This is a genomic window from Yersinia aleksiciae (assembly GCF_001047675.1).
Taxonomy (GTDB): Bacteria; Pseudomonadota; Gammaproteobacteria; order Enterobacterales; family Enterobacteriaceae; genus Yersinia; species Yersinia aleksiciae.
This window is the reverse complement of sequence record NZ_CP011975.1, coordinates 2,936,825-2,960,616: the sequence shown is the minus strand read 5'-3', so window position 1 is coordinate 2,960,616 and position 23,792 is coordinate 2,936,825. Positions and strand designations below refer to the sequence as shown.

Here is a 23,792-nt window from a genome sequence, read left to right as displayed (position 1 = left end):
TTCAGCGACGCATGTCAGGCATGGGAAACAAAAATGTCATTCATTAAGTAAAAGATTTCCGCCGATTATTACGTTTTATTAACCAAACATTATGTCTAATTAAATAGTTAAATAAGTGCAACTTCATCCGACGAGGGCACCATGGGAAACATACTCATACAAACAGATAGCACCAAAATTTCCGCCTCGGTAAGTAACGAGTCGGCTAATAAAAAACGATATCTGATTCCTTTTGCATTGCTGTGCTCACTGTTCTTCCTTTGGGCAGTAGCCAATAATTTGAATGATATTTTATTACCGCAGTTTCAGCAGGCATTTACCTTGACCAATTTTCAAGCCGGGTTGATTCAGTCCGCCTTCTATTTTGGTTACTTTTTGATTCCTATTCCTGCTGGGATCTTGATGAAAAGGTTTAGTTATAAAGCTGGGATTATTACTGGATTGCTGTTCTACGCTTTTGGTGCCGCGCTGTTCTGGCCTGCTGCTGAGGCAATGAATTATACCTTGTTTCTAATCGGTTTATTTATTATTGCTGCTGGCTTGGGGTGCCTTGAAACTGCCGCAAACCCCTTTGTTACCGTGCTAGGACCAGAGAAGAGCGGCCATTTCCGTATCAACCTGGCCCAGACCTTTAACTCTTTCGGTGCCATTATTGCCGTGGTGTTCGGGCAAAGTTTAATTCTCTCCAATGTTCCCCATCAGACACAGGAAGTATTAGACAAATTGTCTGTTGAGGATTTAAACAGCTACCATCATAGCTTGGTCAAAGCGGTACAACTGCCCTATTTGATTATTGTGGCAGTCGTGATTTTTGTTGCGTTACTAATTCTTATCACCCGTTTTCCCACAATAAAAAGTGAATCTGACGACACACATAATACTTCTTTCTTCGCTTCATTACCGCGTTTATTAAAAATAACCCACTGGCGTTGGGCTGTATTAGCACAGTTCTGTTATGTCGGCGCTCAAACTGCCTGTTGGAGCTATCTAATTCGTTATGCCATTGAAGAGTTACCGAATATCACCCCTGGCTATGCTGCCAATTATTTAACCGCGACCATGGTCTGTTTCTTTATCGGTAGATTCAGTGGCACTTGGTTAATTACCCGTTTCGCGCCAGAAAAAGTATTAGCAGCCTATGCGTTTATTTCAATGCTGTTATGTATTGTCTCCGCGACGTTTGGCGGCCATATCGGATTATTAGCACTGACGTTATGCAGCATGTTTATGTCAATACAATACCCGACGATATTCTCTTTAGGGATAAAGAACCTGAATCAGGATACAAAATACGGCTCATCTATTATTGTGATGACCATTGTCGGTGGCGGTATTGTCACCCCTATTATGGGTCTGGTCAGTGATGCTGCGGGGAATATACCGACAGCTGAGCTTATTCCAGCACTGTGCTTCGCCATTATCTTTATTTTCGCCAAATTCAAAACTGCACCGGTGAATTAACTCTATCGGTTACTGATAAATTAAATTTCGCTAAAGAACACAAGGATCAATGATGAAAACGACAATTAAATTACCAAAAATTGGCATTCGCCCAGTTATTGATGGACGTCGAATGGGGGTCCGTGAATCGCTGGAAGAACAAACCATGAAAATGGCCCGCGCCACTGCGGAGTTTCTACAAGAAGTAGTGCGTCACCCGTGCGGTACGCCAGTTGAATGTGTGATTGCCGACACCTGTATTGCCGGCATGGCCGAGTCTGCGGCCTGTGACGATAAATTCAGCGCCCAAAATATCGGGCTGACCATCACCGTGACACCTTGCTGGTGCTATGGCAGTGAAACTATCGATATGGACCCGTTCCGCCCAAAAGCCATTTGGGGCTTCAATGGTACTGAGCGTCCCGGCGCAGTTTATCTGGCGGCGGCACTGGCGGCACACAATCAGAAAGGGCTGCCTGCTTTCTCCATTTACGGCCATGACGTCCAAGATGCCAATGACACCCGCATCCCCGCCGACGTACAAGAAAAACTGCTGCGTTTTACCCGCGCAGGTTTGGCGGTTGCCAGCTTAAAAGGCAAAAGCTATCTCTCCCTTGGCGGGGTATCAATGGGGATTGCCGGTTCTATCCTTGACCACAACTTCTTTGAGTCGTGGTTAGGGATGAAAGTCCAGGCGGTGGATATGACCGAACTGCGCCGCCGTATTGATCACAAAATCTATGATGAGCAGGAGTTGGAGCTGGCGCTGTCGTGGGCGGATAACAACTTCAAATTCGGGCCGGATAAAAACACCGAGCAGTATCGCCGTTCCGCAGAAAGCAGCCGCGCGGTGCTGCGTGAAAGTTTGCAAATGGCAATCTGTATTCGCGACATGATGCAGGGCAACCCAACACTGGCAGCCAAAGGTTTTGGTGAAGAGGCTCTGGGCTATAACGCCATTGCCGCCGGGTTCCAAGGTCAGCGCCACTGGACAGATCAATACCCCAATGGCGATACCGCCGAAGCGCTGCTCAATAGCTCATTTGACTGGAATGGGGTGCGCGAGCCAATGGTTATCGCCACCGAAAACGACAGCTTGAACGGTGTCGCAATGCTATTTGGTCATACCCTGACAGGCACCGCGCAGATCTTTGCCGACGTCCGGACTTACTGGTCACCAGAAGCGGTACAACGGGTTACCGGACATCAACTGGAGGGGGTGGCTGAACAGGGTATTATCCACCTGATCAACTCAGGTTCAGCCGCACTGGACGGCACTTGCCGCCAAAATGACGCCCAAGGTAAACCGACGATTAAACCGCACTGGCAGATCAGCCAGCAAGAGGCCGATGCGTGTCTGGCGGCCACCGAATGGTGTCCGGCGATCCATGAATATTTCCGTGGCGGCGGCTTCTCTTCCCGTTTCCTGACCCGTGGTGGCGTGCCATTTACCATGAGCCGCATCAACCTGATTAAGGGTGTCGGCCCAGTGTTACAGATTGCCGAAGGCTGGAGCGTTGAGTTGCCGAAATCAGTCCATGACACCTTGGATAAGCGCACCGATTCAAGCTGGCCGACCACTTGGTTTGCACCGCGCCTGACCGGCAAAGGGCCATTCAGCGATGTGTATTCTGTGATGGCAAATTGGGGGGCTAACCACGGAGTGCTAACTATCGGCCACGTGGGCGCAGACTTAATTACGCTGGCGTCCATGCTGCGCATTCCTGTCTGTATGCACAACGTGGAAGAGGAGAGTGTTTACCGGCCAACGGCTTGGGGCGCACACGGCATGGATATCGAGGGGCAGGATTACCGCGCTTGCCAGAATTACGGCCCTTTATACAAAAAACAGTGAGCCGCGATATTTGAAATGCGTTAAATGGCATGACTCAGGTGGGATCACACCTCGCCTGAGTCAAATAATCATCCTTGCGGCTAGCAGGAGCATTTATGAAGCGCGATGTGGTCATTGTTTTGGATTGCGGCGCAACCAATATTCGGGCGATCGCCGTTGATCCCCAAGGCGTGGTGGTCGCTAAAGCGGTACTGCCGAACCAAAGTTTGCCCGATCCGGCCAATCCGCAATGGCAGCTATGGCCGTTGGACGGCATTTTGCGCAGTTTCGCCCAGTGTTGCCAACAATTACTGCCACAGATTCAGCAGGATAAGATCCACGCCGTCACAGTGACGACCTTCGGCGTCGATGGCGCACTGGTGGATGCTAAAGGCAATATGCTGTACCCGATTATCAGTTGGAAGTGCCCGCGCACCGTAGCGGTGATGGAGGATATCGCCCGCTATATGTCCGCCGAAAAATTACAGCAAATATCCGGTATCGGTCAGTTCAGTTTCAACACCTTGTACAAGTTGATTTGGCTACAAGAGAACCGACCCGATTTAGTTGAGCAGGCCCATGCCTGGCTCTTTATTTCATCGTTGATCAACCAGCGCCTCACCGGGGAATTTACCACTGATCGCACCATGGCGGGCACGAGCCAACTGTTGGATGTGAAACGTGAACAATTCAGCAGCGCAATTTTACACAAAATAGGTATTCACGCCGATCTCTTCCCTCCGATGGTCGCCGCGGGTGAAATCATCGGCCCGTTATTACCGAGTAGTGCCGCTGAACTAGGACTCCCGGCAGGAATACCGATTATCTCCGCCGGTCACGACACCCAGTTCGCCCTATTCGGCTCAGGCGCAGAGTTAGATCAGCCCGTGCTGTCATCGGGCACTTGGGAGATTCTGATGGTGCGTACACCGCAAGTTAATACCGCCATACTGCCCCAATTTGCGGGTTCCACTTGCGAACTGGACAGCTGCTCGCGGCTCTTTAACCCCGGTTTGCAATGGCTGGCATCGGGTGTCTTGGAGTGGGTTCGGCAGCTGTATTGGCACGATGCGGCTTGTGCCGATGTTTACCAGCAGATGATTGCCGAAGCCGAGATGATTGCACCGGGTGCTGACGGCGTGCGCATGGATTGTAACTTGCTGGGCAATACCCGCCATCATCTGTCCGGCGGCTGGCAAGGGGTATCACTGTCGAGTGGGCGCGGGCATTTTTATCGTTCCGCACTCGAAGGATTGGCTTGGCAATTGAAAAATAATCTGGCCGTACTGGAGAAAATTGGTGAGTTCCGTACCCGTGAACTGCTGCTGGTCGGCGGGGGGAGTCGCAATAGATTATGGAACCAGATCAAAGCCGACGTGCTCAACTTGCCAGTGAAAGTGATTGATGAAGCCGAAACGACAGTGCTGGGTGCGGCACTGTTTGCCTGGCAGGCGACCGGCTACTACGCCAGTGCCGAACAGGCGCGGGCGCAGGTCAATTATCGTTACCAATATTATCAGCCGGGTCACCAACAACCGTTATATCAGGCGTTAAGCGCCAGCACCGCTCTGATAACCGAAACTATGCCCTTGCAAGGAGAGTGTCATGCTTAAAACCATCTCGCCGTTGCTGTCGCCACAACTGCTAAAAACCTTAGCTGAAATGGGACACGGCGATGAAATTATCTTCTCAGACGCCCATTTTCCGGCCCATACCTTGGGTAAGAGTGGCGGGCCGCAGGTGATTCGTGCTGATGGGTTATCGGTCAGTGCACTGCTGGAAGCCACCATCCCATTATTTGAACTGGACAGTTATGCGCCGCCGCTAGTGATGATGGCCGCCGTTGATGGCGACACCCTCGATGCTTCGGTTGAAAAACGCTATTTGCACGCCCTGTTTGGCACTCAAAAGGCGCTCCCCATAGAGCGCATTGAGCGCTTTGCGTTTTACCAACGCGCTCAGCAAGCATTTGCGATCGTCATCACAGGAGAGACCGCCAAGTACGGCAATATTCTGCTAAAGAAGGGGGTGACGCCTGTTTTTTAATCGGATGATCACGTAACCTCACCCCTTTAGCCATGCAGTTAATGTCAGTACCCCTCTGGCATAAAATGCATGGCTTTGCTGACGGAGAGGATCATGAAAGCGTCTCGTCACCAGGAAATTCTGCAACACCTCAAGCAGCAAGAAACATTGACGACCGCCGATCTGGCCCGCTTACTGGCGGTCAGTCAGGAAACCATTCGCCGTGATCTGAATGAGTTACAGGCACAGGGCTTGATCATCCGTCAGCACGGACGTGCAAAAAGCATCAAGCGAGCCACCAAAGATAGCGGTGACCCCTTCACTACTCGGCTGAAAAGCCACCTCTCCAGTAAAGCCAGCATCGCTGACCATGCACTGTCACTGATTGAAAGCGGCATGGTGATTGCGCTGGATGCCAGCTCCACCTGCTGGTATTTAGCCAAAAAACTGCCGGATATTGATATTACGGTGTTTACCAACAGCGTGCGGATTTGTCAGGAGCTGGCGAAACACCAAAATATCGAGTTGATCAGCGCTGGCGGCCACTTACAGCGCAAATATGCCTGCTACGTGAATCCTGCGCTCTTTTCGCTGCTGAAAACCATCGAGATTGACCTGTTTATCTTCTCCTGTGAGGGCATGGATACCGATGGCATTTTGTGGGACTCGAATCCCTTTAACGCCGAATTCAAAACCATGCTGCTTAAGCGCGCCACACAATCCATTTTATTGATTGATAAGAGTAAAATGTGCCGGACTGGGGAAGTAAAAATTGGCTCGCTGGAAGATGTTGAACAAGTTATCTCAAATGTGGATGCCGAGTAACTCACCGGAGGCGTAACCGCCCTGAGCGCGGTCATGTAACATCCCAACACTCAGAATTTAGCGATAAAAAACGGGCTTATTGCAGTGATATATCATGGCGGTCGGCCAGTTTCCCACTGTGATGCTGCCATAGCCATCGATAAGTGCGGAAAATGAGATCCACCCTTTATAAAGAGGGTGGAGCCGTCGCATCACGCTGACAATCTATAGTAAGATCATGGTTAAAGTTATAGATAAAAAATATATCGGCTTATTTCTGCTAATGCTTGTTTCTGTTATCGAACGCTTTCGCTAACTGATGTTGAATGTGAGAAAAATATGTCAAACAAACCGTTCCACTATCAGGATCCCTTCCCGCTAACGGAAGACGATACTGAGTATTACCTTGTCAGTAATAGTCACGTCTCGGTTGCACAGTTTGAAGGTCACGACATTCTGAAAGTCGAGCCAGAAGCCCTGACCCTCCTCGCCCAACATGCTTTCCACGACGCCTCCTTCTTGCTTCGCCCCGCTCACCAAAAACAGGTCGCCGCGATTTTGGATGACCCTGAGGCCAGCGAAAACGATAAATACGTGGCCCTGCAATTCCTGCGCAACTCCGAAATCTCCGCTAAAGGGATTTTGCCGACCTGTCAGGATACCGGCACCGCGATTATCGTGGGGAAAAAAGGCCAGCGCGTCTGGACCGGCGGTAATGATGCCGAAGCGCTATCCCGTGGCGTGTACAACACCTTTATCGAAGATAACCTGCGCTACTCGCAAAACGCGGCGCTGGATATGTACAAAGAAGTGAACACCGGCACTAACCTGCCCGCGCAGATCGACCTCTACAGCACCGAAGGGGAAGATTATAAATTCCTGTTCGTCACCAAAGGCGGCGGTTCGGCGAACAAAACCTATCTTTATCAGGAAACCAAGGCACTGCTCTCACCGGGCAAGTTGAAAGAGTACCTGGTTGAAAAGATGCGCACCTTAGGTACAGCGGCTTGCCCGCCATACCATATCGCGTTTGTTATCGGCGGCACCTCCGCTGAAAGCACCCTTAAAACCGTCAAGCTGGCCTCGACCAAATATTATGATGGCCTGCCGACGGAAGGGAATGAGCATGGGCAAGCATTCCGTGATATCGCACTGGAGCAAGAGCTGCTGGAAGCCGCACAAGACTTGGGTCTGGGTGCACAATTTGGTGGCAAATACTTTGCTCACGACGTGCGCGTAGTACGCCTTCCTCGCCACGGTGCATCCTGCCCTGTCGGGATGGGGGTCTCTTGCTCTGCCGACCGCAATATCAAAGGCAAGATTAACCGCAAGGGCATCTGGCTGGAGAAACTGGAGCAAAATCCGGGGAAATATATCCCAGAACATCTGCGCCAGAGCAACGAAGGTAAAGTGGTTAAAATCAACCTTAACCGCCCAATGCCGGAAATATTAAAAGAGCTGTCGCAGTATCCGGTCTCAACCCGCCTGTCACTGAGTGGCACCATTATTGTTGGCCGTGACATTGCCCATGCCAAATTAAAAGAGCGGCTGGATAATGGTGAAGGCTTGCCGCAATACATTAAAGATCATCCGATCTACTACGCGGGGCCAGCGAAAACACCGGAAGGTTATGCTTCGGGATCACTTGGGCCAACCACGGCGGGCCGCATGGACTCCTACGTGGATCTGCTGCAATCCCACGGTGGCAGCATGATCATGCTGGCTAAAGGTAACCGCAGCCAACAGGTCACCGATGCCTGCCATAAACATGGCGGCTTCTATCTGGGCAGTATCGGCGGTCCAGCGGCGGTATTGGCGCAAAACAGTATTAAGAGTCTGGAGTGTGTGGAATATCCTGAACTGGGTATGGAAGCCATCTGGAAGATTGAAGTGGAAGACTTCCCTGCCTTTATTTTGGTAGATGATAAAGGTAATGACTTCTTCCAGCAGATTCAGGCATCAAGATGTAATCGCTGCGGTTAAATCTGTCTGCTGATATAGATAACTGATAGCAATATAGGCCCCGACGATAATGATCTCGGGGCTTTTTTTAGGTTCTGTTGCAATAATCGAAGATCGGGCAATATCAATTTTATTTGTCGGAGATTATCAACCATGTCATTTCTATCTGTTAGCTACCTAAAAAATCGGCAGCACAACTATTGTTGACTAACTTTCATTAACTTATTGATTTAGTACCCAAGATCTCTTGCGCTAAAAACCGTATGTCAGCAAAAATACTCATTGGGTCGGCAAGTTGGCGGAGGTGTTGTAATCGTTGCCAGCTTTCAGGAGCATAACAACGCTCAATCTGGTCAGACCGAGACTCAAGATCGAATTCGTTGATATAGCAACCAGAGGACAGTGGGGCTAACCGGTCATAAAAATTCTGCAGCCAACGGCAGTTATCATCATCATCGCTGGCGTCATCCCACTGAAGATAAGTTGAAACAAAGAACCGTCCTCTAACGGAGTAGGCTGCATCAGGAAAGCGCTGTTCTCCGCGCCAGACGAGCAATGTTATACCGTTTGGAGAAGGCTGTTCCGGCAAGAATGTATCAATTACCTGTTTTACCTGATGAATGGCATTGGTGATAATGTTGTCACTGCGAAAACGCCGATTCACCAACATCCCCTCACCTTGTTGATAAATTTTCTCAAAACTACTCTCCGGATCCAAAGCCAAAGGCGTGATGATGTCGTGCGGGATATGCTGAATAAATTCTTGTTGTAGGGCAGTACTCTCGACAATAGTATCCGTAAAAGCAATGGTGTTTAGCACGATTGTACTTTGTTGGTTTGGTTGTGGGGGGGTGATAGCTATCATAATTTGCAGGCGAGTATCCCCGCTTTTTGCTTCTATAAACTCTAATAGCAGGTTCAAAGCGCTGTACGGGAGCTGATAGATATTATTGGTGATTGCCCTCGGTAAGGGGTGACATTTGAGGTAAAAACGTACCACCACAAAAAAAGCATTAGGCCCAGCTCCACGGGCGGCCCAAAATAGATCAGGCTCCTCATCAGGGCTGACATGACGTAGCTGTCCGTCAGCGGTGATAAGATCCATTGACTCTATGTTGAAGACGCTCATTCCTCCCCAAGTTGTCGCATTGATGCCCATACCACCACCTAACAAAAAACCGCTAAGTGCTACATTACCGCCATGCCCTGTGGGGAAAGCCAACCGGTGCTCCCGCAATACCGAGCTTAATTCTCGGGCTGTAACACCTGGGCCAATCCGTGCTGTAGCCGAGGCGGGGTCAATCGCAATTTCTTGCAAAGCAGAGATATCCAAAAGGATGTTATTAGTGCGCAGAAAGCAACCGCCATAGCTATGCCCTCCCGCTCGGACGGTAATTTCATGTCGATGTTTACGCGCAAAGTGTATCGTTTCAACAATGTCCTCCACGGTTCGTGCCCGAACAATCATTTCTGGTGATCGTTTAAAATCACGTTGGTTCCAGGTAGATTGCCGCAACCACCCAGCATATTCGGGGTGATAGCGGGAACGGACTCGCCCTGTCATCTGGTGAACGAAGCGACGATAATCATCCGCACAACAGCTCTCTTCATTCATAAACAGCTCCAGTAATAGCATAATAAGTTAATAAGAATACAGTTAGGCTGAATGATTAAGCCGTTCACTGGTGACGGTATATAAACGTTCCGGCTGGAGTCCCAGACGAGTTTTGATTTTTGCATTAAGACGGCCGGCTTCAAGCCGTTTCAACCCGTGTTCGAATGCATAGCGGTAAGCATTCGCGAAAGCAAGCGTGTAGGGGCTGAAATCAATCTGATCATAACTCATGCCTGCAGACCAAAGATGCAGCGTATCCTGCTGTTCAAAACAGACCATGCCGGCAATCAAAGATCCATTAAGCTCAATTAGGTTAAGTCGGACAAGATCGCCACACAGTTGGCTAAAGCGTGTTAATGGAGCCGCGGGAAAGTAATGGGGTGTACCGTGACGTGCTGTAGTATCTTGGCATAACTGCGCCAACTGTTCCAAGCGTGCATCGAAGGGCGGTGCTAGCATCGATAAGGTTGCTTGGCTGGCGTCAAATTTGCGAATTTGTCGACGCATCTCGTTGCGGCCATCATAGGGCAGTTTTTCTATAAAATGGTCAAAATCGCGATATTCCGACAACTCTACATACCACCGCTCCAGCATGAAATTGACGTTCAAACCCAACGCACCGACATGTTTTAAAAGGAACGGATCCTGCACATTTAGCAGGCCAAAATAGCTGGCGCCCTCTGCCATGGCCAGTTTGCGTAATCGGCAAAACAAAGCATCATGCAATGCCAATGAAGCTTGATGGCTTGGAATAGTGGTGTCAAAGCAATGCATGATATGGCTGAATAATCCGGTATCGTTACCTTGATTATGGATCCCTGCGTTGTTCGCCAATATTTGAAATGGATCAACTACATTCAGATCCTGCAGGTAAGCGGGAAGAACAGCTAACAACTGCCCATGGGTACGAGCGATAAGATAATAAATTTTTTTAACCGCAAGCAATGGTGATTGTTCAGCAGCAATAAGAAATCGCCGGTCATAAAATAAAGTTCCATTGTTACTGTTATGGAATTGACAATATTCAGACTCAGGCAATTGAAAAATTGATGAGTAAACATCTATCGTAATTTCCATCTATCTCCCGTGACTATTTAATATCTATATTTCCTAGGTTGGTTTAAAAAATAAATATATTATGCTTTGTCAGCATAGATTGATTTTTAATAGAATTATTATTATTTTTAATTAGAACATGCCCCATGATCACCTTGATAATAACAGTCAACCAGCATGGTATGTGGCCGTTGGAGATAAGCCTCCAGTGATGTTATTGATGATACGATCCGGTGTTTAGGATAAGGCGTATGCCATTGAATGCGGGATAGCCCTGATTGATGCAATGCATGATTGAGGGTGTCCCGAGACCAGTACCAGGCGGTGATATCGGTATGCTCATCGCCAAAAAGAAGACGCAGATACACTTCCGTGCCATCTTGATGAGGGGTGTCTGATGTTAGTTGAAATCCATAAGATATATAGTAACTTGGCTCCGACGCATAATCTGGATTCAAGGGTAGCGTAAGTAAACGGCCACCCGGCCGCAACAGAATCACCATGCTTTTAACCATATTAATCAAATCTGTACGCGTAGATGCATAGGGCAAGACATAAACTGCTAATACCAAATCAAACTGCCCAGTTAATCCTGTCAGATCGGAAACATATTCAATACCTTGATGCTCTGCTTGCTCACGAGTTTTAGCATATTGCAGCATACCGCCTGCAACATCATAACCGACGACGCGTGCCGCACCTTGGGACTTTAATAAACGGGAGTAATGCCCTGAACCACATCCGAAATCTAAAATATTTAACCCGGATATATTACCCAGTCGATCTAATACCGCAGGTCTCTCAATGTCCTTTCTAAAGGGCCAATTTGCCATATCCTCATACAAGGTTGCCAAAGTTTCAAATTGGAATTGTATATTATTTACATTCATAGGATTTTTCTGCCAAAATATTTACATTGATAATGTATAGGTAAAGAACCATAAAAATACAAATTAAAAAACCATAATTTACTTTGTGTAAATTTCTCATCGTTTTAAGCGAAATGACCATCTCAATGAATTATCAGACTATTAAATAGTGTATTTCTATAGCTCTGTTGTATTAATGAAGGTCAGTCAGCCAACAGATAACATTGTTCTGCTGGAAATAAACACTCACGACTGGACACTGAAGTTATCCTTTCCTTAACATGTGTCTCAGTTCGATACTCGCCAGAAGAGTTTAAGCTCCGCTATCATTTCTGCGGGGTGACGCAAACTCAGGGGATAAGCCAGATACCAACACACACTGAGTGATGATATCGACGGGATAGTATAGATATTTGAAGGCGTTTCGTCTTAATGGCAGGGTTGATAACCCCGACAAATAGAGCCGATCTTCACTTGTTGCGGTAGAACCCATCAAACCCTGTTTTCATCCAAGTCTGTTTTCATTTTCCGACAGATGCTTCGCCGTTGACTCATCCGTGGTCGCATCATTCTCCACCGCACTCAGCAATACATCCAACAGGCCGGGGAAACGAGCATCAATATCCTCGCGTCGTAGCGATAATAAACTCTCGCGCCCGCAGGGCCGCTGCCAGATCACGCCACTTTCACGCAACACACGCCAATGATGGGTCAGGGTCGATTTAGATAGCCCCTGCACCAAGGTGCCACAAGCATGCTCTCCCCCTGCTGCCAGCCGACGAACCACCGCTAACCGCAGCGGATTACCTAAAGCTGTCAGCACATTTTCCAAACGGATCTGCTCACGCTCAGGGTGATTTGCAATCATAGTGTTCCTATTGATAAACGACAGCCCTAGGTAAATAGCTCACCCGATGGCCTGATTCGGCCACATCAACTGGCCCTTGGCGGGCGGCAATATAGCCTATACTTCATCTCGACCCTACGATTAATTCTAGCGTCATGCTGAAAACCTCACCAACCCTGACTCACCGCTATTATTGCACACTTTCAGAACAAATAATTAAATTGTACGTGTATATTCGTACAATGAGATTATACTGATCGCGATCAGATGATCATCAAGGATCACCTGGCACATAACCAAACAACTTCCCGGCAGAGCATCAAACCGCCCGCCCCGAAATTGCCATTATCTACTAAGGACTTCATATGGCACGTAAAACTCCTATCGAGCGCTATCGCAACATCGGTATCTCAGCCCACATCGACGCCGGTAAAACCACTACCACTGAGCGTATTTTGTTCTACACCGGCGTCAGTCATAAGCTGGGTGAAGTACATGATGGCGGCGCGACTACCGACTGGATGGCTCAGGAGCAGGAACGTGGCATTACCATTACATCGGCTGCCGTGACCTGCTTCTGGAAAGGTATGGACCATACCTTGCCGGAGCACCGCATAAATATTATCGATACCCCTGGGCATGTGGATTTCACCATTGAGGTGGAACGTTCCATGCGGGTACTCGACGGTGCCGTCATGGTGTATGACGCGGTCGGTGGCGTACAACCGCAATCAGAAACCGTCTGGCGTCAGGCCAATAAATACCGTGTGCCGCGTCTGGCGTTCGTTAACAAGATGGATCGTCCCGGTGCCGATTTCTTCCGCGTGCGGCAGATGATGATTGATCGCCTGAAAGCGCATCCGGTGCCGATCGTGATTCCGATCGGCAGCGAAGATCACTTTACCGGCGTGGTGGATCTGCGGCTGATGCGCGCCATTATCTGGGATGAAGCTTCGCAGGGCATGACGTTCAGCTATGAGCCAATTCCGGAAAACTTGCTGGCGACCGCTAATGAGTGGCGCGAGAAGATGGTTTCTGAAGCGGCTGAAGCCTCAGAAGCACTGATGACAGAGTATCTGGAAACCGGCGATCTGACCGTAGATGAGATCACCCAAGGCCTGCGTATCCGTACCATTGCCGGTGAAATCCAGCCGATGATGTGCGGCAGTGCCTTTAAAAACAAAGGTGTGCAGCGCATGTTGGATGCGGTGGTGGAACTGATGCCATCACCCGTGGATATTCCGCCGGTCAGTGGCACCGATGAAGAGGGCAACGAAGTGAGCCGTCAGGCCGATGATAATGAGAAATTCTCGGCGCTGGCGTTCAAACTGATGACCGACCCCTATGTCGGCCAGCTGACTTTCGTGCGCGTCTACTCGGGGGTATTGCGCAAAGGCGACAGTGTTTACAACCCGATTCGCGGCAAGAAAGAGCGTATTGGCCGTATCGTTCAGATGCATGCCAATAATCGGATTGAGGTAGACGAAATTCGCGCCGGTGATATTGCCGCCTGCGTCGGTTTGAAGGATGTCACCACGGGTGAAACCCTGTGTGACCCAGATGCGGTGATTACCTTGGTGCGCATGGAGTTCCCTGAGCCGGTGATTTCGCAGGCCATTGAGCCGAAGACCAAAGCGGATCAGGAGAAAATGGGCATCGCACTGCAACGGCTGGCGTCGGAAGATCCCTCGTTCCGCATCCGCACTGACGAAGAGTCCGGCCAGACCATTATCTCCGGCATGGGTGAGTTGCATCTGGAGATCATTGTCGATCGCATGAAACGTGAGTTTGGTGTGGAAGCCAATATCGGTAAGCCGCAGGTGACCTACCGTGAGACCGTGCGCAAAACCGTGACTGATGTGGAGGGCAAGTTTGTTCGCCAGTCTGGTGGTAAGGGGCAATATGGTCACGTGGTCTTTACCCTTGAGCCACAGCCAGCAGGTAGCGGCTTTGCCTTTGTCGATGCCACCAAAGGCGGCGTGGTTCCCCGTGAGTTTATCGGCGCGGTAGAAAAAGGGGTGATCGAGGCCACCAATACCGGGGTTTTAGCTGGTTATCCGGTGGTGGATGTGAAAGTGACGCTGACGTTCGGTTCCTATCACGAGGTCGACTCATCTGAACTGGCGTTCAAAATGGCGGCGATCTTTGGTTTCAAAGAGGCGGTCAAACGGGCATCACCAGTGATTCTCGAGCCGATCATGAGCGTCGAGGTGGAAACACCGGAAGAGTACGCGGGTAACGTGATGGGTGATCTCTCTTCACGCCGTGGGATGGTGCAAGGCATGGAGGAGATGATTGGCGGCGGCAAGATTATCCGTGCAGAAGTGCCGTTATCCGAAATGTTCGGTTACTCCACCGTATTGCGTTCGATGTCACAAGGCCGTGCAACCTATACCATGGAGTTCAAACACTACGCCGAAGCACCCCGCAATGTGGCCGATGCCATTATTGCGGCGCGTGGTAATCGAGGTTAATTCGCAGTCACAACACTCGCCACCGGTTAACTTTCGCTGGCGGTAAACGAGAGCATCCCGATGAGCTTACATCAGTAAGTGATTCGGGTGTTCGAGTGCAGCCAACACACCTGCGGCGTGAAAGATGATGATGAGATGACGGGTATGAAGAATTCTCCTATAGCTTTCATGGTGCAGGAAGGCGGTAAACGAGAGCATCCCGATGAGCTTACATCAGTAAGTGATTCGGGTGTTCGAGTGCAGCCAACACACCTGCGGCGTGAAAGATGATGATGAGATGACGGGTATGAAGAATTCTCCTATAGCTTTCATGGTGCAGGAAGGCGGTAAACGAGAGCATCCCGATGAGCTTACATCAGTAAGTGATTCGGGTGTTCGAGTGCAGCCAACACACCTGCGGCGTGAAAGATGACGGAGAATTAGAAAGTCACAGGCGTATTCACCCACAACACCCTCGCGACAGTCTCACCGACATTGCGATAACCGTGAGGGACATTACTGGGGAAGTAAAATGAATCGCCCACGCTGAGAGTATAGGTCTCCTCGCCGAGGTAGAGCGCAATCTCGCCCTCCAAGACATAGCCCATCTCCTCGCCATGATGCTCGATCTGCCCATCACTGGCGACCCCCGCCTCGATGATGTGAATGTTTCCTTGTAGCAACCCACCTTTGTGATGATGCGTCAGGTTCTCCAGCGCAATACCGCCGCGCTTATTACGATGGACAAAGTGCTTACGGATGCGCTGCTCTGGCTTCAATACCGGCGAATCCGCCACCCAGCTCTCTGCCATCAAATCGGAAATATTGGTTTCCAGTGCGCTCGCCAACCGATGCAACATAGCAAGGGAGGGGGATGCCACCTCGTTTTCCAGTTTGGATAGCAAACTCTCTGAACAGCCGACTTTCTGCGCCAACTGTTTTAGCGTTATTTCCTGCGCCAAACGAGCATGACGTAAACGCATCCCTAAATCAGATAAAACAAAACCGCCGTTATCGCCGTTTTTTTTCATAAATTGATATCTGCTGCTGAAAGAGGCACAAACGCCCGGCATGTCCCTGCCGGGCAACATTATCTGTATCTGCGCACGGAGAGTGGCCGATTATTCGGTCACGCTAAAATGCACATCCTGCGGGTTACAACCATTGATTGGCACTATGTCTTGCGGGCAAGCAGACATAACAACAATGCAATCCAGCTCGGCGCGGATCTCGACATAATCCCCCGCTTTGCTCACTGTCGGTAACCAAGAAATCGTGTAATCCGGATTGACCGGCGTGTTCATCCACAGATTCAAGGGTTGTGGCACTTCACGCGCCCGTAAACCAATGGCATTTAGCGCCAAACGCATATTATCGGCACAACTGTCGTGGTATTCAGTGATCCCCATATTGCTATAGCGATAAAGGTCGCAAGCGGCAATCAGGGTATCGTGCACACCGGGTGAGGTGTCGGTCAGCAGTGTCCCAATGGTGCGGCGCTGATTGGTGACCAGCGCATCTCCCGGTTGCGGAATGATTTTATCAATAAATGCGCGCGTATGTTCCATTGATGAGAACTCACTCAGATCGGCGCTATTGAAGAGCCAAGTGTCACACACCTGACTGCCGGGGGTATTGGTAATGCGGATAACCTGCCCTTTACTCAGCTTCACCGCCCGACCACAACGGGCTGGCACGGTATACACCTCACCAATGACCGGTGTACCGTCGGCAGAAATTGGGGAAGATAACGTGGCATTAGTGCCCAGCGCGCTACCATTGTCTTTTTCACAGCAAGCAGGATAAGTGTGGGTGCTCATGGGTAACTCCTATGGGTTGATTGGCCAGTTCTGTCAGGCAACAGGCTAATGCCTTTGCGCCAAGGTACAGATACTGTGGGTCGGTATATTCAGCCGGGTTATGGCTGATGCCGTTATGGCTAGGAACAAAAAACATACTGGTGGGGCAATGACTGGCCAGATGCATCGCATCATGGAATGCGCCGGAAGTTAAGGTTGCGGCGTCGATCTGTAGCGCCTGTACACAGGCATATTGCTGGGCCAGCAGTTGGGGATTGAAGGCCACCGGCTGATGGCTGAAGACACACTCGACCACCACATTGTCAGCGGCAAGCTGCTGCATCCAACCATCAAACTGCGCCAATACTGCCGGATCTGCATGACGAAAATCGAGAGTAAAGGTGGCACGACTGGCGATCGTATTGATGGCATTCGGCTCCACTTCCCAGCGGCCAAAAGTCAGCCGTAATTGATCTGCGGGCAGCGTCGCGGCCTGTTTTTCCAACTGCGCGACTCTTTGGCGCGCCAGTGACATCGCATCTTTGCGATCGGCCATCGGCGTAGTCCCTGCATGGGCTGATTGCCCCAAGCAGCTCACCTGATACCAGCGCACCCCCTGAATCCCTTGCACTACCGCCAGGGGTTGATTGGCCTGTTCCAGCACTGGCCCCTGCTCAATATGCAGCTCAACAAAAGCCGCCATTGGGATCGTGGCACGTCGGGGGAGATGCGGAAAACGCTGATGGCACTCCGCTAACGCTTGCTGGAGCGTAACCCCCTGCGCATCCTGATTATTCAGGTAATCGGATAGCCGCTGCGGCTGCACAAAGGCGCTCGATCCCATCGCGCCGGGGGAAAAACGGCTCCCCTCTTCATTCATCCAGATAGCCACTTCAATCGGGCGCAGTGTGGTGATATTCGCCTGAACCAATGCACTCAAGCACTCCATGCCCGCAATCACGCCATAACAACCATCAAGATTGCCGCCACATGGCTGCGTATCAATATGGCTGCCGGTGACCACTGGCGGTAAATCTTCGCGACCCGCGCGGCGAATAAATAGGTTAGCGCAGTCGTCGGTCAGCACTTCGCAACCTAATGCGAAAGCCCAATCGATCAACCAGGCTCTGGCGTCTAACTCTTCGGCGGATAGCGCCTGCCGATTGACACCGCCGTTCGCCAGCGCGCCAAATTCGGCCAGTTGCGCCAATCGCGCCATCAATCGCTGCGGGTTGATGTTACCGGCGAGCTGTACGCCTGCGGAATTAAGCATGCCCCACCGCCGGCTCATCCAGTTGCAGTGGGCGCTTAAACCACGGGGCCAGAAACGCTTGCAGGCGGGCGGTTTGTGGTTGACGGAACATCGTGGCAGGCGCACCACTCTCCACAATGGAACCCTCTGCCATAAACACCACGCGGGAGGAAATTTTGGCGGCAAATGACATTTCATGGGTCACCATCACCATGGTCATACCGTTGTTTGCCAAGGTTTTGATCACATCGAGCACCTCTTCGACGCGCTCGGGATCGAGTGCGGAGGTGGGTTCGTCGAGCAGCAGTAATTCCGGCTCAAGGGCCAATGCTCGGGCGATCCCCACTCGCTGCTGCTGCCCACCGGACAGACGTGATGGGCGGGCTTGTGCTTTGTCTGACATCCCGACCTGTGCCAGTGCGGCGGCCGCTTTTTGGCGCGCTTGCTCCCGTGGCAGCTTTTTACCCAGCATCAACGGCGCGCAAACATTTTCCAGCACCGTCATATGGGGCCACAGGTTGAATTGCTGGAACACCATCGCCAGCGGGCGGCGCACCTCGGCAATTAATCCCGCGCTGTCGCGGTGCTTCAGATCGCGCCCCGCGCTGCTATAGCCCAGTAATTGCCCTTTGATCAGGATCTCTCCTTCGTCATAGGCTTCGAGAAAATTCATGCAGCGTAACGCAGTGGTTTTCCCTGAACCGGAAGGGCCAATCAAGGTGACAATCTCTCCGGCATTGACCGTCAGATTAATGCCCCTCAGTACCCGATTGGTGGCAAACGATTTGCCCACATTACGTAATTCAATAATAGGTCCAGTACTCATCATGTTATCCCTCCACGGCCTGACGGCTGAGTAAGCGCACACTGACACTGATGCCTTGCGCCAACAGCCAATAACTGAGGATCAACAAGGTATAAGGCACAATGTAGGTATAGGTATTCGCAACGATTTGCCCGGTGGTCATAGTCAGCTCAGGCACGGTGATAATGGAGGCCACCGCACTCTCTTTAATGGTTAAAATAAATTGGTTACCTAATAGCGGCAGACTAAAACGCAGGGCTTGCGGCGTCTGAATGTGCCAGAAGCTTTTCCAAGCTGAAATATCATGCACTTGCGCCGCTTCCAGCTGCCCTTGCCCAATGCTTTTCCATGCTGTGCGGAAGATTTCGCCAAAATAAGCGGAGCTGTAAATGGCGAGCGATAACACCGTGGCTTCGACCGCAGTTAATGTCACACCAATGGCGGGCAGCCCAAAATAGAACACCGCCAACTGTGCCAAATAGGGGGTACCACGGATAATCCACACATAAGTACGCCACGGCCAATAGAGCCAAGAGTGATGGCGACAGAGAGCTTGCAACATAAACCCAGCACCGGCCCCGATGAGTGCCGCACTCATGCTGATACCCAGCGTGACGCCCAATGCGCGAGCAAAATCAGGCAGATAAAGGAAGAAATCGTTCATCGGCTCTCCTTATGCCAGCGCCGTTCAACATAGCTGCCTAGCAGGGCCAGTAAGCTGGTCAGTACCAAATAGGTCAACGCAATCGCCACATAAACCTCTAATGGCCGATAGGTTGCCGATGCCAACTGCTGCCCGACGCGCATCAAATCGGTAATGGCGATCACCGACACCACCGCCGAAGCTTTGATCACATCAATCAACTCTGAAATCAGTGATGGCAGGGTCAACCGCAGCACTTGTGGGATCTGGATATGCCATAGTGCCTGGCGTGGACTTAGCCCGCACATTGCCGCCGCCTCTAGCTGCCCCGGCGGGATAGCCTCGAAACCTCTGCGCAAAATCTGCGACTGATAGGCTGCCGTATTGAGGGTTAGCGCTAATACGGCAGCCAGATAACCGGGCAGTGATAACCCCAGTTCACCCGGCAGGTAGTAGCACAACAGCACTTGTGCCAAAACCGGGGTGCCACGAAATAAGCTGATATAGACACGGGCGAATCCTCTGCCAAATCCTGAGCGGCCGCTCTCCATCAGGTAAATCACCACACCGATAAAAAAACCGGCCACAATGGCGACAACACACAGCGAAGCGGTGGTCAGCGCGCCGTCGATCAACATCGGCAGCCAAGCCGTCAGCAACGGGAAAAAGTCACCCATAATCTCTCCTCTTACAAGCTGGGGGCGGGCATCTGATCAGCAGGCACATCCATCACGAAGCCAAACCATTTTTGCTGTAACGCTTTCATGGTGCCGTCACGGTTGGCCTCGCTGATGCCGTCACTGAACAGTTTGACTAACGTGGCGCTGTCGTCCCCCTTACGTCCGACCCAGCCAAAATAGGTGGTTGGCCCTAACATCGGTTTCAAGGTGGTAAAGACCCCCGGACGGGTTTTGATTAATGGGCCAAGGTTTGCCAGTGATTGGGCGACACCATCCAGGCGCTTGTTAGCCAAATCGGCATAGGCCTCATCGAAAGAGACATACTGCTTGATCTCTTTGAGGCCTGGCTTGCCGCTGGCTTTCAGTTTTTCGTTAAACTCTTGCAGTATCTGAAGCTGACCGGAACCGGCTTGTGAGCCAACAATCTTGCCATTCAGATCCTCTAACGTGCTGATCGAGCTGTCGTTATCACGCTTGAGCAACGCCACGGTAGATTCGGCAATCGGCACGGTAAAGGCGAAGTGATCCATGCGCTGTTTGTTCACTGTCACGGCGGTCACCACGAAATCGAATTTTTTGGCATCCAGACCCGGTAAGATGCCCTGGAAAGGTAAATCAAGCTGTTTGACCTCCACACCCGGCAGGCTTTTATTCAAGATATGGTTCATTAAATCAACGTCATAACCCACTATCTTGCCATTCTCTACCGACTCAAACGGCGCATAGCGCGCTTCTGTGGCGATGGTCATCGTCTTGTCGGTTTTAATGCGATCCAGCAGATCTGCGCTATGAGCAGTCGCAGAGAATACGCTGGCAGCACACAGCATTGCCCAGCACAGAGGTATTGCCTGTTTACGTCGTGTCATGATTGCCGCCCTATTTAAAGTGGTGTGAAGTGTATTCAAGTGACTTGAATGTAATGACATAAGCATGAACTATGCCATCCACAAAAAAGTGGGCCATAAAATGAAATCAGGATGTATAACGACCTGTAATAGAAGCGATATTTTTTGGTTACTGCTTGACGACCGAAAGTCGCTAAAGCGGAAAAGTGGCCGGGAAGTCAGCCAAGATGATGACGCGGTGCACAGTTAACGCACAGTAAAAGTGCAAAATTGCGCTCTTTCTGTGCATCGCGATAACAGGGCGGGCTGGAGAACCAGCAATGGACGTCGGCGCTTCCAACCAGAAGCGCCAGTGTGGGTTAGGACATTTCAGCCGCTTTTTGTGCTAGATCGCGGCTGTATTGGCGGCTGGCGTCCACCAGCATATGGGTATAGGCAGTTTTTTCGCAGTCGGTGGTTAAATCTGCGGTGTTCAGGGTTTCCAGAATTCGGCCATGTTGCATCACCGCCACCCGATGGCAAAGGTGGGCGATCACCCCTAAATCATGGGTTACCATCAGATACGTCAGCTTCTCCCGCTGTTGCAGTTCAGCCAGCAGATTCAGAATTTCTGCCTGCACCGACACATCCAGCGCCGAGGTTGGCTCATCCAGCAGCAAGACACGTGGCTCCAGAATCAGCGCCCGCGCAATAGCAACCCGCTGGCGCTGACCGCCGGAGAGCTGATGGGGATAGCGCTGGCGAAACAGGCTGTTGAGGCCCACCTTCTCCAGAATCGTATCAATCCGCTGGTCGCGGTCACCGATGCCGTGGATCATCAGCGGCTCAGAAAGAATGTATTCGACGGTATGACGCGGATGCAGCGACCCATAAGGGTCTTGAAACACCATCTGGACATGACGGCAACGATCGCGCTCAATGCGGTGCGCCAAGGGAATTTGGTTGAGGGTCAACTGCCCCGTCCAGTGGTTAAATAGCCCCGCCAGACATTTCAGCACCGTGGTTTTACCGGAACCAGACTCCCCGACCAAACCAAAAATCTCACCATTTTTTACTGCCAGATTAACATCAAATAGCACCTGATTTTGCTGGCTACCCTCGCCAAAGATCAGGTTAAGATTATTGATTTCAATCATCACGTTTGCAGACATAGCAGGCTCCTTAACCCTTCATCCAGGCGGGATCGCGTACCATCACAGGCAAACGATCACGGCGATTATTCAGATCCGGCAGCGCATTGAGCAAACCACGGGTGTAGGGGTGTTGCGCATGTTCGAGGTCACCAGCGGCAATGGACTCCACCACCCGTCCGGCATACATCACCAGTACCCGATCACAGAAGCTGCGCACCAGATTGATATCGTGGCTGATGAAAATAAGCCCCAGCCCGCGCTCTTGTACCAGATCATCGAGCATCGCCAGCACCTGTAACCGCACCGAGACATCCAGTGCTGAGGTTGGCTCATCGGCGATCACCATCTCTGGACCGGTGATCAGCATCATCGCGATCATGATGCGCTGCCCTTGGCCGCCAGAGACTTCGTGCGGATAGAGGCTGTACACCCGCTGCGGTTGGCGGATACGCACCACTTCGAACATCGATAGCACCCGATCCCGCGCCTCCTGTCGTGAGACTTTATGGTGCGCCAGATAGGCTTCCGCCACCTGATCACCGACACAAACCACCGGATTCAATGAGTATTTTGGGTCCTGCATAATCATCGACATCCGCTTGCCGCGCACCTCGCGCATTTTGGCTTCGCTGGCACGCAAGAGATCCACTTCAGCAAAGCGCAACCTGTTGGCACAGATCTGCGCACTGCCCGGATGCAGCTTGAGCAGCGCCCTGCCGACGGTCGATTTACCCGAGCCGGACTCACCGACAATCGCCAGTTTCTCTTTGCCGAGCGCAAAGGAGACACCACGCACCGCGTCAGTCACCTGTTTACCATTGACGAAGCTGACCCGCAGGTCGTCCACTTCCAGCAAGGGCACTGATTTATTCTGTTCTGGGATCGAGAATGTCACGTAGGCCATCTCCTAGGAAGTTAAACGCCAAACTGTTCAGCAGGATCGCCAGCCCCGGGATTGTCACTAACCACCAGCACTCCATCATGTAGCGACGGCCACTGGAGATCATCGCTCCCCACTCCGGATCCGGTGGCTGAGCGCCCAAGCCGAGGAAGCCCAAACCGGCGGCGGTCAAAATAATACCGGCCATGTTCATGGTGATACGGATGATCACCGACGGCAGACAGAGTGGCACGATATGGCGCAACAAGATTCGCAACGGCGATGCCCCCTGCAATTTTACCGCTGAGACGAAATCGGCATTACGTAAAGAGAGAGTCTCAGCCCTTGCCAGACGGGCAATGGGCGGCCACGCAGTTAAAGTTATTGCAATCACCACATGCTCCAGACCGGGGCCTAAGGCGGCGACAAAAGCCAGTGCCAGCACCAAGCTGGGGAAGGAGATAAAAATATCGGTAATGCGCATCAGAATACTGTCGACTTTACCGCCGAAATAGCCTGCCACCACGCCAAGTAATAGCCCGATTGGCCCGACAGTCACTGATACTAACGCCACGATATACAAGGTGGTGCGAGCGCCATAAATCAGTCGGCTGTATTGATCACGGCCAAACTCATCGGTGCCAAACCAATGTTGGCTACCCGGCGCTTGCAAAGCATTGCCGAGATCTTGCACCAGCGGATCATGGGTCGCCAACCAAGGGGCAAAGAAGGCCACCACCAGTAGCAAGCCGATGATGGAGACGCCGATGGCGGTGAGCGGGTTTTTCATTAAGGTGCGCATAAAGTTCAGCACCCGCCGTAGTCCGCGCTTCCAGCCCTGCCTGTTGCG

The 23,792-nt window shown here is 51.2% G+C and carries 21 protein-coding genes; 7 read left to right on the top strand and 14 right to left on the bottom strand.

Annotation, left to right across the window (positions count from 1 at the left end; all coding sequences use genetic code 11):
• The first annotated feature begins 141 nt into the window (after positions 1-141).
• The 6 genes from fucP (at position 142) to fumA (ending at position 8,086) form a co-directional block, all read left to right on the top strand.
• Entirely contained in the window at positions 142-1,461 is a 1,320-nt protein-coding gene (fucP, locus tag ACZ76_RS13240) for an L-fucose:H+ symporter permease (RefSeq protein ID WP_048619334.1), read from the top strand.
• Between the two features lie 52 nt (positions 1,462-1,513).
• The gene (gene fucI, locus ACZ76_RS13235) at positions 1,514-3,295 is read left to right on the top strand and encodes an L-fucose isomerase (protein WP_048619333.1); all 1,782 of its coding nucleotides are present in this window, start codon (positions 1,514-1,516) and stop codon (positions 3,293-3,295) included.
• Positions 3,296-3,390: 95 nt separating this feature from the next.
• On the top strand, positions 3,391-4,887 hold the full coding sequence (gene fucK / locus ACZ76_RS13230) for an L-fuculokinase (protein WP_048619332.1): 1,497 nt from the start codon (positions 3,391-3,393) through the stop codon (positions 4,885-4,887).
• The gene (fucU, locus tag ACZ76_RS13225; protein ID WP_048619331.1) at positions 4,880-5,320 is read left to right on the top strand and encodes an L-fucose mutarotase; all 441 of its coding nucleotides are present in this window, start codon (positions 4,880-4,882) and stop codon (positions 5,318-5,320) included. The genes fucK and fucU overlap by 8 nt, the downstream gene beginning before the upstream one ends.
• A gap of 93 nt (positions 5,321-5,413) precedes the next feature.
• Positions 5,414-6,124, top strand: coding sequence for an L-fucose operon activator (fucR, locus tag ACZ76_RS13220; RefSeq protein WP_032897775.1), 711 nt, complete (start codon positions 5,414-5,416; stop codon positions 6,122-6,124).
• Between the two features lie 318 nt (positions 6,125-6,442).
• Positions 6,443-8,086: a class I fumarate hydratase FumA gene (fumA, locus tag ACZ76_RS13215; RefSeq protein WP_048619330.1), complete on the top strand. Its 1,644-nt coding sequence runs from the start codon at positions 6,443-6,445 to the stop codon at positions 8,084-8,086.
• A 196-nt stretch (positions 8,087-8,282) separates the two neighbouring features.
• On the opposite strand, the gene ACZ76_RS18860 is transcribed toward fumA, so the two are convergent.
• The 4 genes from ACZ76_RS18860 to ACZ76_RS13195 form a co-directional block, all read right to left on the bottom strand.
• Entirely contained in the window at positions 8,283-9,680 is a 1,398-nt protein-coding gene (locus ACZ76_RS18860) for an FAD-binding oxidoreductase (RefSeq protein WP_048619329.1), read from the bottom strand.
• Positions 9,681-9,722: 42 nt separating this feature from the next.
• A complete protein-coding gene (locus tag ACZ76_RS18855) occupies positions 9,723-10,757 on the bottom strand; it encodes a GNAT family N-acetyltransferase (protein WP_048619328.1) in 1,035 nt (344 codons plus the stop codon).
• A 107-nt stretch (positions 10,758-10,864) separates the two neighbouring features.
• Positions 10,865-11,626: a class I SAM-dependent methyltransferase gene (locus ACZ76_RS13200; protein ID WP_048619327.1), complete on the bottom strand. Its 762-nt coding sequence runs from the start codon at positions 11,624-11,626 to the stop codon at positions 10,865-10,867.
• A 484-nt stretch (positions 11,627-12,110) separates the two neighbouring features.
• On the bottom strand, positions 12,111-12,473 hold the full coding sequence (locus tag ACZ76_RS13195; protein ID WP_048619326.1) for an ArsR/SmtB family transcription factor: 363 nt from the start codon (positions 12,471-12,473) through the stop codon (positions 12,111-12,113).
• Positions 12,474-12,817: 344 nt separating this feature from the next.
• Between ACZ76_RS13195 and fusA the strand changes: the two genes are divergently transcribed.
• Positions 12,818-14,926 (top strand): elongation factor G, encoded by a 2,109-nt coding sequence (fusA, locus tag ACZ76_RS13190; protein ID WP_048619325.1) that lies wholly within the window; start codon positions 12,818-12,820, stop codon positions 14,924-14,926.
• A gap of 419 nt (positions 14,927-15,345) precedes the next feature.
• On the opposite strand, the gene ACZ76_RS13185 is transcribed toward fusA, so the two are convergent.
• From ACZ76_RS13185 to ACZ76_RS13140, 10 genes are all read right to left on the bottom strand, one after another.
• Positions 15,346-15,936 carry a cupin domain-containing protein gene (locus ACZ76_RS13185; RefSeq protein WP_048620295.1) on the bottom strand — a complete coding sequence of 197 codons (591 nt, stop codon included), beginning with the start codon at positions 15,934-15,936 and terminating at the stop codon, positions 15,346-15,348.
• 90 nt (positions 15,937-16,026) lie between these two features.
• Positions 16,027-16,725 carry a DUF1989 domain-containing protein gene (locus tag ACZ76_RS13180; RefSeq protein ID WP_048619324.1) on the bottom strand — a complete coding sequence of 233 codons (699 nt, stop codon included), beginning with the start codon at positions 16,723-16,725 and terminating at the stop codon, positions 16,027-16,029.
• Positions 16,694-17,977: a M20 family metallo-hydrolase gene (locus tag ACZ76_RS13175; RefSeq protein ID WP_048619323.1), complete on the bottom strand. Its 1,284-nt coding sequence runs from the start codon at positions 17,975-17,977 to the stop codon at positions 16,694-16,696. The genes ACZ76_RS13180 and ACZ76_RS13175 overlap by 32 nt, the downstream gene beginning before the upstream one ends.
• Positions 17,970-18,785: an amino acid ABC transporter ATP-binding protein gene (locus tag ACZ76_RS13170; protein ID WP_048619322.1), complete on the bottom strand. Its 816-nt coding sequence runs from the start codon at positions 18,783-18,785 to the stop codon at positions 17,970-17,972. The genes ACZ76_RS13175 and ACZ76_RS13170 overlap by 8 nt, the downstream gene beginning before the upstream one ends.
• A gap of 1 nt (position 18,786) precedes the next feature.
• On the bottom strand, positions 18,787-19,425 hold the full coding sequence (locus ACZ76_RS13165) for an amino acid ABC transporter permease (RefSeq protein ID WP_048619321.1): 639 nt from the start codon (positions 19,423-19,425) through the stop codon (positions 18,787-18,789).
• Complete coding sequence (locus tag ACZ76_RS13160) at positions 19,422-20,081, bottom strand: amino acid ABC transporter permease (RefSeq protein WP_048619320.1); 660 nt, start codon at positions 20,079-20,081, stop codon at positions 19,422-19,424. Before ACZ76_RS13160 ends, ACZ76_RS13165 begins: the two co-directional genes overlap by 4 nt.
• A gap of 11 nt (positions 20,082-20,092) precedes the next feature.
• On the bottom strand, positions 20,093-20,950 hold the full coding sequence (locus ACZ76_RS13155) for a transporter substrate-binding domain-containing protein (protein WP_050125784.1): 858 nt from the start codon (positions 20,948-20,950) through the stop codon (positions 20,093-20,095).
• A 338-nt stretch (positions 20,951-21,288) separates the two neighbouring features.
• The gene (locus ACZ76_RS13150; RefSeq protein WP_048620294.1) at positions 21,289-22,065 is read right to left on the bottom strand and encodes an ABC transporter ATP-binding protein; all 777 of its coding nucleotides are present in this window, start codon (positions 22,063-22,065) and stop codon (positions 21,289-21,291) included.
• Positions 22,066-22,090: 25 nt separating this feature from the next.
• Entirely contained in the window at positions 22,091-22,966 is an 876-nt protein-coding gene (locus ACZ76_RS13145) for an ABC transporter ATP-binding protein (RefSeq protein WP_074007661.1), read from the bottom strand.
• Positions 22,929-23,744: an ABC transporter permease gene (locus ACZ76_RS13140; RefSeq protein ID WP_371410622.1), complete on the bottom strand. Its 816-nt coding sequence runs from the start codon at positions 23,742-23,744 to the stop codon at positions 22,929-22,931. The genes ACZ76_RS13145 and ACZ76_RS13140 overlap by 38 nt, the downstream gene beginning before the upstream one ends.
• Between the last annotated feature and the right edge of the window lie 48 nt (positions 23,745-23,792).